The organism is Parapedobacter lycopersici, from assembly GCF_024643285.1.
Lineage (GTDB): Bacteria > Bacteroidota > Bacteroidia > Sphingobacteriales > Sphingobacteriaceae > Parapedobacter > Parapedobacter lycopersici.
Genome location: NZ_JAMSLW010000001.1, coordinates 637,883 through 651,221, shown reverse-complemented (window position 1 = coordinate 651,221; position 13,339 = coordinate 637,883). Strand labels below are relative to the sequence as shown.

Annotated in this window: 6 protein-coding genes; 4 read left to right on the top strand and 2 right to left on the bottom strand. The window is 46.3% G+C overall.

What is annotated here, in order from left to right; translation table 11 throughout:
- Window positions 1-197: 197 nt before the first annotated feature.
- The 3 genes from NEV57_RS02940 to NEV57_RS02930 all read left to right on the top strand — a co-directional run bounded on the left by NEV57_RS02940 (window position 198) and on the right by NEV57_RS02930 (window position 4,081).
- Complete coding sequence (locus NEV57_RS02940) at window positions 198-1,889, top strand: hypothetical protein (protein ID WP_257656781.1); 1,692 nt, start codon at window positions 198-200, stop codon at window positions 1,887-1,889.
- 99 nt (window positions 1,890-1,988) lie between these two features.
- Window positions 1,989-2,900, top strand: coding sequence for a glycosyltransferase family 2 protein (locus NEV57_RS02935; RefSeq protein ID WP_257656780.1), 912 nt, complete (start codon window positions 1,989-1,991; stop codon window positions 2,898-2,900).
- On the top strand, window positions 2,900-4,081 hold the full coding sequence (locus NEV57_RS02930) for a glycosyltransferase family 2 protein (RefSeq protein ID WP_257656779.1): 1,182 nt from the start codon (window positions 2,900-2,902) through the stop codon (window positions 4,079-4,081). The genes NEV57_RS02935 and NEV57_RS02930 overlap by 1 nt, the downstream gene beginning before the upstream one ends.
- On the opposite strand, the gene NEV57_RS02925 is transcribed toward NEV57_RS02930, so the two are convergent.
- Together NEV57_RS02925 and NEV57_RS02920 are read right to left on the bottom strand one after the other, a co-directional pair.
- Window positions 4,073-4,852, bottom strand: coding sequence for a 4'-phosphopantetheinyl transferase family protein (locus tag NEV57_RS02925; RefSeq protein WP_257656778.1), 780 nt, complete (start codon window positions 4,850-4,852; stop codon window positions 4,073-4,075). The genes NEV57_RS02930 and NEV57_RS02925 overlap by 9 nt on opposite strands.
- Window positions 4,853-5,029: 177 nt before the next feature.
- Window positions 5,030-11,677, bottom strand: a complete 6,648-nt coding sequence (locus NEV57_RS02920; protein ID WP_257656777.1) for a polyketide synthase — start codon at window positions 11,675-11,677, stop codon at window positions 5,030-5,032.
- A 554-nt stretch (window positions 11,678-12,231) separates the two neighbouring features.
- Between NEV57_RS02920 and NEV57_RS02915 the strand changes: the two genes are divergently transcribed.
- Entirely contained in the window at window positions 12,232-13,335 is a 1,104-nt protein-coding gene (locus NEV57_RS02915; RefSeq protein WP_257656776.1) for a ThiF family adenylyltransferase, read from the top strand.
- Window positions 13,336-13,339: the final 4 nt, after the last annotated feature.

The following is a 13,339-nucleotide window of genomic DNA, read 5'->3' as shown; positions in this document are numbered from 1 at the left end:
ATAGATTTTTATTTATGGTTTTAAAAGGGACCACCTTCTGTCATTCGTTTATATATTATATTCTAACAAAACGCCAAATAAATATAGATTATTATGTACTTTTGCGCAATACATATATTGTATGGTGTTGCCCTTTATTTATTTTGAAGCCAGCATTTTACGTCATCCTGAAAATGAAGAGAAAAAAACTGAACCCAATGAGATATGGCTTGTATCTCGCTTTATCATTGCTTGTATATGCGTGTGCAAGTGATCAATCGCAAAACCAAACCACAGACACCACCGATATTGAATCTGATATTGTTGGCTCCGCAATCGCGGACACGGTTGAACACCATGTAGATTCAGGTGAAAATCTGCTCGAAACAGCGGTCAGCACGCGTACGTACATCCCAGTAAAGGTAAATGATTTAATCGGAATAAATGCGTTTGAATGGGATTTTTTACAGAATCCAAATGACCTAAATGAAATTGAAAAAATTTACGAGCCACATATCCCATTAATCAAATCGTTTAAATCGGTCAGGCATTTCCTCGATTGGGAGAATATGGAGCTCGTTGAAGGTAGCTATACGTTTAATCCAGCTGCACGGGGCAGCTGGAATTATGATTTGGTTTATGAGTGGGCGAAATCTCAGGGCATCGACATGTTAGTCTGCGTTAAGAATGCTCCTGAATGGTTATATCAAACCTATCCACAAAATCAGCGGGATAATGAGAATGCTCCTGCACCATATGGAGCTAATCGCGAGGATCCTAAGTCATACATTGCGATGGGTCGTTTTGCTTTTCAGTTTGCAGCCCGATACGGTAGCAATAAGAACGTTGACTCTTCACTTGTTTCCGTTAATAATAAACCCCGCTGGAATAATGATCCGGTTAATCGTGTTAAGATCGGCTTAAATCTGGTAAAATATGTGGAGTGCAATAACGAACCGGATAAATGGTGGAAAGGACCGCAGGCAGAACAGAACGGTCGTGCCTATGCTGCGAATTTATCTGCATTTTACGATGGGCACCAGGGCCGTCTCGGTAAGAATGTGGGAATAAAGAACGCAGACCCCAATATAAAAGTAGTCATGGGGGGATTGGCGCGGGCTGACATTCAGTTTGTCAAAGACATGGTGGAATGGTGCAGGGAAAATCGAGGCTTAAAGGCTGATGGCAGCGTCGACCTATGTTTCGATATACTTAATTTCCACATGTACTCCAATGACAACATGACCTGGTATACGGAGGAAACGAAAAACACGCAACGGGGCAGGGCACCGGAAACTACGCCAATGGCGAAAATAGCCGATACTTGGACGGAGTATGCTGCAAGTATTGGAAATATGCCCGTGTGGATGACGGAAAGTGGTTATGACCTGGGGCCCAAGAGTATACAACGCGCAATTCCAATAGGCGATAAACCTGCTATTATGACACAGGCAGACTGGTTGCTGCGCACGTCGTTGCTGCTGGCCAGACACGGGGTGCAGCGGGTTTTCTTTTTCCAGCTGTTTGATACAGATGGGCCGGGTGTGAATTCCAATTCGCCTTTCAGTAAATCCGGCTTGGTGGATTATAACCAGCGGCGCCCGGCAGCTTTCTATTTATATCAGTTCGGGCGACTCATGGGAAATTATCGGTATCAGGAAACATTAAACCATGACCCCATGGTAGATCGGTACGAGCTCGATGGGAAAAGTATATATGTATTATACGTGCCGGATGAACGGGGAAGAACGGCGGGATATGAACTGGATCTTAAAGGTGCGGAAAAGGCGGTAATTCGGTATTTGAATCCTAAAGGTAATCAAATGACCGAAAAGCCAGTTTCAACACAGGCAGGGAAAATAAACGTTCAGGTAACAGAAACTCCCATTTTTGTGGAGGCAGCCAGCTGATCATTTGGAGAAAACTTGCAGTCAACGCCGTTACGATTTTTCGGGTGCAGGAGGAAGAATACAGTATCATAAGTTACAACAACAATCAGCTCAAAAACTTTGATTTCCATCATCACTGTTAATTTTAAACAACGGGACGTGACTATCGACCTGTTAAGGTCAATACAGGAAAACCGACCGGATGAAGCAATAGAAGTTGTCATTGTCGATAACGGGAGTGAAGTGGATTATGGTGTTGATTTCAGGGAAGTTATGCCTGATGTCGTCTATGTCCGATCCGAGCGTAATCTTGGCTTCGCTGGAGGGAATAACCTAGGAATTACCCATGCGAAGGGTGATTATTTATTGTTTTTAAACAATGACACCGAGATCACCGAGGACCTGATCGTGCGGTTAAAAAAGGAATTGGATGATCATCCTGAAGCCGGCCTGGTATCGCCGCTGCTTTTGTATCATGAGGATAAGGACCTGATTCAGTATGCAGGCTACGGTAAGATAAATTATTTTACCGGGAGAAACAGTGCTGGGGGAAGTAAAGAGATAAATCAGGGACAATATGATCGTGTCTGTGAAGAAACGGCATATTGTCACGGAGCGGCAATGATGTGCAGAAGAAGAGACCTGGACTGTGTGGGCCTGATGGATGAGCGGTATTTTCTTTATTATGAGGAGTTGGACTGGGGTGAAAAATTCAGACGCGCCGGCTTAAAATGCTGGTTTTGCGGTGCTGCCCATGTATACCACAAAGAGTCAGTAAGCGTGGGCAAGGAGACCCCGATAAAGACTTATTTTATGGCACGGAATAGAATGCTATTTATTCGTAAAAATGCCGGTTGGCTGGCAATAGGGTGTTTTTCGCTCTTCTTTTTACTTATTGCTTCAACAAAGCAGGCCTTAGTATATATAGCAAAAAGACGATTCGATTTGATCAAGTGGCATTATAAGGGAGTTTGGTGGAATATGACACACGCAACGGATAGTTACGATTTGGGATTTAAATTAATTCGATAATGGCGATTCTCTTCTGGCTGGCCATCGGTATTGTGTGTTACGCCTTTGTCGGTTATGGCGTCGTCTTATATCTGCTTGTTAAGCTAAAACGTGCTTTGGTATCTTCCTACCCTATAAATGATGCGTCATCTGTATATCCTACGGTGACCTTACTCGTGGCCGCTTACAACGAGGCTGACATTATTGGTGCTAAAATAGAGAACACGCTTGACCTGGACTACCCGGAAGAACGGTTACAACTTATTTTTATAACGGATGGTTCCGATGACGACACACCGGCCATTGTAGGCGGTTATTCAAGTATTACATTGCTGCATCAGCCTGAACGCCGGGGAAAAATGGCTGCCATTAAACGTGCGATGACGCATGTACAGGGCGAGATCACGATTTTTACGGATGGAAATACCTTCCTGAATCCGGAAGCAGTCAAGCAGTTGGTCAAGCATTATCAAAATCCGAAGGTCGGTGCTGTCGCCGGTGAAAAGCGAATTAAAGTCGATCGAACTGCCGATGCGAGCGCAGCAGGGGAAGGGTTCTACTGGAAATATGAATCCAAATTAAAGAAGCTTGACTATGCCTTTTATTCTAATGTGGGTGCAGCCGGCGAATTGTTCAGTATCCGTACGGCGCTTTACCCGCCTGTGGAAACGGACACCATTATCGATGATCACATGATCGCGATGCGTATCGCTGAAAAGGGATTCATCATCGCTTACGAGCCGGCAGCCTATGCGATGGAAACTGCATCGGAAAACACATCGGAAGAGTTAAAAAGAAAGATTAGAATAGCAGCAGGGGGGCTACAATCCATATTGCGGCTACCTAAAGCCGCTAATCCTTTTTTCTATCCGTTGCTGACGTTTCAATATATTAGCCATCGGGTATTGCGGTGGACTATCGTACCTTTCTTACTGCCGTTGATTTTTATACTGAACGGAGTTATGGTTGCGGAAGGTACAGGAACGGTATATGTTACCTTGTTTGCAATGCAGCTTCTTTTTTACGGGATGGCGGTTATCGGTTGGCTGCTGGAAGGCCGCCAGCTGCGCATTAAGCTGTTTTTTATACCGTATTACTTTTGCCTGATGAACTACGCTGTTATTGCCGGAATATTCCGTTACTTGAGGGGAAACCAGGCCGCAGCCTGGGAAAAATCAAAACGGAAAACGGAATTACGGTAACTGTATTTCATAAAAAGCAGGGGAGTGACCATCCGAATTGTTCAGGCAAATACTTAGGAGGTGATTTGAGTCGGTTAAATAGCAGCTATGGGAATGGTAATGGTGTTTCGTCCTGTCGTCTGTACCGAAACGATGCTGGAGCGGATGGGTGCCCTGCAACGCAGGTACATGTATAGGCGATTGGGTTAGACCGTAGCCAATATGCTTTAAAAAAGCTTCTTTCCGTGTCCATAGTAGATAAAAATTGCTGTATGGCGATGAAGCGTCCTGTATATGTCGGATTTCTTCGGCTGAAAAGTTCGCGGGTAGCAAGGTGTTAAAATCAAAATGAGGATTGAGATACTCGATATCAATACCTATAGGATGTGCATCCAATCCAATGACCACATAGTCACCCGCATGTGCGAGGTTAAACTGAGGGGCATTAAAATGTGGGGCCAGCGCGGGTTTACCATAAGCGTCATGCTGGAAAGGTATATTTTCCAGTCTCTGGTGTGTATAACTGTTCAGCAGTTTACGTAATAGCGCCCTCCCGATAATAAACCGTAAACGGTCCTCGGTTTGCCGGAAGCGCAACGCGCGCTGCTGTTCATCCGGAAGGAGCGCCTGAAAAAGGTCCTGGACAACATCACTCTCGACACGAATCGTTGTACACAACACCGCCGGATGCGGTATACGATCGGCTTCTTCTAATGGAATGACTGCCCACTGCGGGGTGATGATCGAATGATTGGTGATCATATCGCAGTCTGTGGCACCTCCAATTGACATGTCCTGTTAAATTTCAGTTTCGGTATACATAAACAGCTTCGTTACCGCTCAGCCAGACCCCCGGTGCGTCAGCCGGAGCGGACCGGTTCCCCGGTAATTCCGCGGCTGGCATTACCTGCGGCTGCCTGGTCCGAAAATGGACAATAAAGATAGCACATTTAGGGTAATGAGACGATTCTATGAATCTGCCTCTTTTGAATTGACCATCAGGTAATTTCCCGGATTTGCTGAATCCTCGACAAACCATGCCGGGTTCCCAAGACTGTCTTTCCCTAGTTTTGCACCCAAAACAGGTGGATTGCTGAACGGCAGCGTAAGTTCGTTGTGCTGCACATTGCCGGTAACCGGAATGAAGCCGGCAGCCACCAACTCCTCCAGGCTTTCCCTGAAGACCCGAAGAATAAATGCAATATCGTTGTCGCTATGGGAGGTAGTCAGGAAACAGGGGAACCCATCCCATATATGTACACCTTTGAAACGCATCCAGGCAAATATTAATTCATAGTAGGGGTATTCCTCTTTGAATTTAATTTTCCATAATGATCCGAATTGGGCAATATAAACCGGTATACCTAACTGGATACAGTATGTATTCATGGTCTCTACCATGTGCTGTGTTTTCGCATTTAGGCTCTCCTGCAATGCGGGTCCCTGTGTTTTTAAATAATTCAGCGTGGCCCAGGCAGTGGCCAGTGCCAATGGATGCCGGACAAAAGTTCCAGCGAAGTAGGTCACCCCAACCTCTGGAACCGACGCATCCCCATATTGCCAGAAACCGCCATCCAGCGCATCCATATAGGTGCTTTTTCCGGCAATAGCACCAATGGATAATCCACCACCAATCACTTTTCCATAAGTCGCTAAATCTGCCTTAACCCCGAATAGTGCCTGTGCACCACCGGGATGCATGCGGAAACCGGTGATTACTTCGTCAAAAATCAATAATAAGCCATTATCATTGGTCAGCTGACGTAATTTTTTAAGAAAGTCAATCGGCTGGAATTCGGGTCGTCTGCTTTGTACGGGTTCAACGAGCACCGCGGCAATATCCGCAGCCCGTTCCCGGATGATGCTTAGCGCTTCATCGGTGCCGTAGTCCAATACTAGAATATTGTGAACAGCTTCGGGCATAATACCGGCCGCAGCGGGAAACGACTTAAGTTTTTTGGTTCCCCGGACAAGCACTTCATCATTGATACCATGATAGGAACCGTTGAATGCAACAATCAGTTTCTTGCCGGTAACGGTACGGGCGATACGGATGGCGCCCAGTACGGCTTCTGAGCCAGTATTGCACAGGCCGGCCCGGTCAAATCCGGTAAAGGAGCAGATGAGATTGCATACCTCTCCGGCCAGTTCATGTTGCGGTCCTATTTCGTAGCCTTTTTCAATTTGGCTGAGTAAAGCCTCTTTCAGGACAGGCGCCTGATAGCCCAAAAAGTTGGAGCCAAACCCATTGAGCGCGTCGACATATTGGTTGCCATCGATGTCCCACAGACTGCTTCCATCTGATCGGTTCACGACAAGCGAATAAATCATCTCCTTCGTATAGGGCTTAAATCCGGACACAATCCTTGGGTCTGCCATGTAGGAGCGGTGCTGCTGGCAATAATCTTTACTGGCCTTCGTTTTTTCGTTGTACCTTGAAACGAAGTCCTGCAGGAACTGAAGCTGTTTTTCACTTAACTCAGTGACGTGTTTGTCAATTTTGGCAGTCGCTCCAAACGGCTTTTTGAAGGCTGCTACTTCATCCGCTGTCAGATCGGAGGTAGCATTGCCGTTTACGGCTGGTGGTGATGCCACTGCGGTTGTGCCGGTAGCGGGGGATGCACTGGCACTGGCGATAACGGGTACGGCCTGCTGCCCCTGCATGAGCTGTATTTGCTGCGCGAGTAAATTGAGTTGCTGCGCAACAAGGTTCAACGCGATGTTGGAGCCATTCGGCGGCGGCGCTATGGTTGCGTCCGTCCGAAATGCCGGGGCTGCTGCCAGCGTATGGGATGATTCATATGCAGTTGCAGGTAATGATACCGGCGCTGTGGCCGTTTCCTGGCGATAGGCCTCGGCAGGCAGCTGTTCATCCAGGTATTGTGCCAGCGTGTCCAGACTGTACAGGTCCTCATTCAGTTGCCTGAATGTAATCGGTACGTTGAATTTGCTTTTTAAGTTACTAGCAATCTGCGTAAGCAGTAGGGAATCGAAGCCCAGTTCAAAAAAGCTGTCCTGGTTGCCAGCCTGTCCCATTTCTATCCCCGAGGCCCCTTCCAATAATGTCCGGATTTCCTGTATAATTATTTCTTTTCTCATGATAACTGATTGTGTCTCATTATGCTGTGGATTGGCGGCAGGTGCCGTACTCATTGCCTGATGATCCCGTACTGCTGGCGTCAGCCAATATCGCTTTTTGTTATAAGCATAGGTAGGCAACTGAACTAAAAAGCTGCGGTCTGTCCTGTTAAAATAGGCAGACCAGTCGAGGGAAATACCCAGCTGCCAAAGTTTGCCGGCAGCCTGGTGTATCGTAGTCTGCTTGCCTGATGCCATGGGCATAGGCAGCGACGGTATCGCCGGTGATGCCTTAAGCTGCTGCTGTACAAGCGTACAGCCTACGTTTCCGGGGCCAACCTCCAAAAACAACGGATTCAGCTGTTGGTGTGCAAAATCAACCGCGGCAGCGAATTTCACAGTGGCAACCATGTGATTGCTCCAGTAGTGGGCTGATGTGGCCTCCTCATCAGTTAACCATTCGCCGGTTACCGTAGAAACAATGGGTGTTTTTGGAACATGAAGCGCAACTTCTGATACTATTTTCTCAAATGCCGCCACTGCTGGAAGCATCATGGATGAATGGAAAGCGTGACTGGTATGCAGCAGACGGTTTGCGGTTCCTTGTTCGGTTAATAGTGCTGAGAATGCCGTTACGGCATTTTTTTCTCCCGAAACAACGGTAAGCATCGGGGCATTTGCTGCGGCAATGGAAAGTTCTTTGGGAAGTATTGTTCTTAGCTCAGATTCGGACATGCGGACTGACAGCATGCTACCGGCTGGCAATTTCTGGATCATTGCAGCCCGGGCCGTAACCAGTTTTAACGCATCTTCGAGTGAAAAGACGCCGGCTAGGTGAGCTGCCAGAAACTCGCCTATACTATGACCGATATAGGCTTGGGGGCGGAGGCCCCAGGCGGTCCATGTCTGGGCAAGCGCATAGGAAACGATAAAAATAGCAGGCTGCGTAAAATAGGTGTTTTTCAATTTTTCGGCCGCTTCTTCATCCGCCGCTTCAGGATAAATAACAGCGTAAAGTTCTTTTCCAAATGTGGGGTCAAGTAAACCGATGCACCGGTCGATAGCCGCTTTGAAATGAGGCTCTTCCCGATATAACTCCCAGCCCATATGCACAAATTGGGCACCCTGGCCGGGAAACATAAAAACTACCGCATCCAGGTACTGCTCCAGTTTCTTTGAAGCTTCCTGAAGTAATGACGGATGCGTCAGCTTTTCCAGTAAAGCGTCAACGGAGGCTGCGGTTAAAACTGCTCGGTAATTGTAATCCTGACGGGTCTTCAGCAATGTATAAGCAATATCTGCTAATTCGATTCCCGGTTGCTCCCGTAGAAAGGAAGTAAGCAGGTCAGCGTAACGCTGTATGCTGGCCTCCGATTTTGCCGACCAGCAAATCAGTTGTTCTGTTCGCCGGAATTCAACTGGCTGTTCCGAAGCGGTGTTTGCCGGAGTAGCAGGAGCTTCTCCAAGGATTAGATGCAAGTTCGTACCCCCTACACCGAAGGAGCTAACACCTGCAATCCGTTGCTCTTGCTCCCAGTCGCGGAGTGTGGTGTTCACATAAAACGGGCTATCGGTAAAATTAATAGCCGGGTTGGGACGCCTGTAATGTAGCGTGGGAAACAGCTGTTTATGGTAGAGCGAGAGACAGGTTTTTATAATCCCAGCAATCCCTGCAGCGTGCGTTAAATGCCCAATATTGCTCTTGACCGAGCCAATAGCACAGTGTTGCTTTTCCGGAGTTTCACCGAAAGCAAGCGAAAGGCCTTCAATTTCGATTGGATCGCCAATCGGCGTAGCCGTACCGTGTGTTTCTACATAAGAGATAGCTGCTGGTTTTAGGTTGGCATTGGCAATGGCCATTTCGATGGCTGCGCGTTGCCCTTCCGAACTCGGTGCAGTGAAACTGCTTTTCCGATTGCCGTCATTGTTGATCCCAATGCCTTTGATAACAGCATAAATCGTATCCCCGTCAGCAAGCGCATTGTCCAGTGGCTTTAATAATATAGCACCTGCACCATCACTAAAAACGGTTCCCGTAGCATCTGCATCGAACGGCCGGCAATGCCCATCTTTACTGAACATCGCACCTTCTTGGTAAATATGGCCACTTTTCGTAGGAACATGAATGGAAGCGCCTCCGGCAATGGCCAGTTCACAATGGCCATATTGCAAACTCTCAACTGCCTGGGCAACCGCAAGGGCAGAAGTCGAACATGCAGATAATACACTTACGGCCGGACCTTTCAGGTCCAAGTGGTATGCAGTACGGCTACTGATGTAATCCTTTTCATTTACATAACTGACAGGTAGTTTTCCCAGTAAGTCAATCTTGTCCGGGTGGGAGAGTACGTTGTTTAAAAAATAGTGATTGGTTCCGCATCCGGCAAATACACCGATGTCCTGCTCCTTCTTTGCTGATAAGTTGCCCGTTTTTTCAAGCAGGTTATAGGACAATTCTAAAAAAACACGTTGCTGGGGATCCATCACCTCGGCGGTGGTGGGGGATATGCCGAAAAATGCACAGTCAAATAATTCGATATCATTGACCACGCCCCGGGCTGCAACATAATCGGGATCCTTTTTTAGGGCGTCCGTTACCTGTGGGTCCAGCTCGTCGGGTTTGAAAAATGTGATCCCCTCTCCACCTGCACGCAATAGCTGTAAGAATTCTTCGATGTTAGCTGCTCCGGGCAAAACCGCTTCCATGCCGACAACGGCAATTGGCGTGATTTTATTTTGACGGACCGTTCTGCTTTTGCGCTTAACGGATTGGGCGGTACCATCTTTATCTTCAAAATAGGCGGCAATGGCAGCAATGGTCGGGTGCTGATACAGCTTCGTAATCGGAAGTTTATGTCCTGAATCGTGCTGAAGCTGGTTGACCGTCTTTTGCGCCAGTAAGGAATTCCCACCCAGATCAAAGAAATTATCATGTATCCCAACACGGTCGAGATACAGTAACTCGGCCCATAGTGCGGCCAGTTGTTTTTCCAGCGGACTGGACGGATTTTTATAGGGCACGTTGCCATCAGGCCGTTTAAGTATCGGCAATGTAAGTGCCTTGCGGTCTACCTTGCCACTGGCAGTCTTGGGAAAAGCGTCGACCCAGATGAATGCACTCGGCATCATATACGCCGGCATCTGTGCTTTTAACTGCTGCTTAATTTCTTCCAGTCCCCGGTCCTTTGAGGCAGGAATGAGGAATGCGACCAGTTTCTTTTCGGACGTATCCTGGCCGAAAGCCTGGACAACGGCATCCTGGATTTGGGGGAGGCGGTTTAATTGGACTTCGATCTCACCCAACTCAATGCGATATCCCCGGACTTTTACCTGGTGGTCTTTTCTACCCAGAAACTCAAAATTGCCGTCTGGTAGTTCGCATACTAGGTCGCCCGTCTTATAAATCCGATCTGCATTTCCCTGGTGTTCCCAGTTGATAAACTTCTCAGCGGTGAGTACCTCCTGATGTAAATAGCCTTCAGCAAGGCATGCACCGCCAATATATAATTCACCTATCGTCCCAGGTTGAACCGGCTGAAGTGCGTCGTCCAGTATAACGAAATATACCTGATCGATCGGGGTTCCAATAGATGGCAGCTCGGGCCAGTCCTGCGGACTCCCGGTCAGCTCCAGGGCAGAAACCACATGGCATTCCGTTGGCCCATATTGATTGTACAATGTGGCCGACGGCAATGCTGAAAAGAATTTGACCAGCTGCGCCGTGATTTTTAATTGTTCACCTGCTGTAATAATTTCCCGAAGGGACTGCGGATAAATGCGATGATGGTATGCAGTATCTGCCAATAACTGCAAAGCAACAAACGGCAGAAATATGCGATTGACGCGGTAGTCGTCAATAAACGTTAAAAGATCAACTGAATTAAGCCGAGTATCATCATCTATCAGCGCCAGGGTGCCACCAGTGGTAAGGGTGGCGAAAATTTCCTGAAAAGAAACATCGAAAGTCAGCGGAGAAAACTGAAGAGTGACACTTTCCTTGCCGGCAGTGGAATGCTGGCTTTGCCATTGCAGTAAATTAACCAGGGCCCCATGCCCCATCAACACACCCTTCGGAGCCCCGGTTGAACCGGATGTATATAATACATAGGCATTGCCGAATTGATTTGATGCGGCCAGCTGATGACTTTCTTCTTCTGCATCAGGCGACAACACCGCTATAGCCAACTGATTGAAAAATGACCGTTCATTATCGATTGCGATACAACACGTAAGTCGTGAATCCGTGATAATCTGCGTCAATCGCTGTTCCGGATAATCTTTATCCAAAGGGATATAGGCCTTTCCTGACTTAAGAATGGCCAAAACGGCGATGATTGTTGAAATACCCCGGGTTGTACTAATACCTATGAAAGGGTCATCCGGATAGTTGACAATGATTTTGTTGGCTAACTGAGTTGACCGAATATCAAGTTCAGCATAGGTAATCGAAGTGTCCCGGTAAATTATCGCGGTACCTAATTGATGTTCGGCGACAGAAGCCGCGAAAAGCTGGTGCAGATAATGACCTTGCTGATTCATGCGTATAATGTGAAGACTGGTTGTTTAGGAATAAGTCAAATTTAAGATACCATGTGCGAACATACAAAATAATATGTTAACCTTTGATAAAAATCATTTTATTCAGTTTTTCGATATATAGCACAAATTATTTCGTAAGTTGCCGTCGATTGACCAATGATATTGGCAAAAGGAAAGGCCGAATCTGAACACGGGTAATACGCTTGAACTTGAATGAAGTGTTTGGAGCCCGTTAACGTTTTTCTAGCTAATTTTAAGCAAAAATACCTGAAAAAATCTTTTGTATATAAAAAAAAGATAAAAGTATGAGTTGGAATAAGAATTACGAACAGTCTTATTATTTTTGTAACGAAAGATTAAATTAACATCAGTGTCTTATTTGGATAAACCTGCTTATACGTTTCAGTTTCGTAAGTGACTGTTAGTCAGTTTTCTTTCGGTTCGTTGATTCAGTATAGGGAACGATGCATATTCATTTTAATGTATTCGATAAGCATGTAGCCTATTTCGATTAGGCAGTAAAGTATAATAACTTATATCGATTAAGTAGTATTATGAACACAACATATCGGCCGTTGTTATTTAGAAGACGTAATGGACAAGATGCGGAAGCAATGGATCAGCTGTTACTCGAAAAACCCCATATCGAAAGCGTCGACACTATTTATGCACAGCTTGGCGAACTTATAAAGGTAAGGAATCCGACAGAAAAAATAACCGACGACAAAAGACACCTGTTGATCATGGCCCATGTTCAGCCGGACACCAGCCTGGAAGATTATGGAGTTTGGGCCTATTATCCCTGGCTGAATAAGATTGTTCATTTGCTGGATGAAGAAGAATTTATTGAAGTCCGGACAAACAGGAACGTATATAAAATTTCATTTGAAGAAGTTCAGGCGTTGCGCAAAAAGAAAATTGGCGTGATCGGACTCTCTGTAGGACAAAGTGTTGCAGTAACAATGGCAATGGAGCGTATTTGCGGGGAATTACGCCTGGGCGATTTTGATACATTGGAACTGAGCAATATGAACAGGATCCGTGCCGGAGTACATCACCTGGGCGAGAATAAAACCATTATTACGGCACGCCAAATCGCCGAAATGGATCCCTATATACAGGTGAGTTGTTATTCGGAAGGAATAAATTTTCAGAATATTGATGATTTTCTTACCGGAAACGGTGCACTTGATATGTTGGTGGAGGAATGTGATGGTATTGATGTAAAGATCCTGAGCCGGCTTAAAGCCCGCGAGTTTGGCATTCCCGTGATCATGGATACAAACGATAAAGGAATGTTGGATATTGAACGGTTCGATTTAGAAAGGGACCGGCCTATATTTCATGGCCGGCTATCGGCTATTGAAGGACAGTCGTTCGCTGAACTGGAAAAAACGCTAAAAGATTTAACCATACAGCAAAAAATCCAATACCTGGTTGAAATTATTGGCATGGAAAATGTTTCCGAGGCGATGAAGTTATCACTTCAGGAAATGAACAGGACGATTACCGGCTGGCCGCAGCTGGCGTCGGCTGTCATGCTTGGAGGAGCAATGGTAACAGATGTCACCCGCAGGTCTCTGTTAGGAAAATTTTCAATCTCCGGTCGATATTTTGTCGATTTTGAAGATTTGATACAAGAGGAAAAAGCTAACTAAGGAA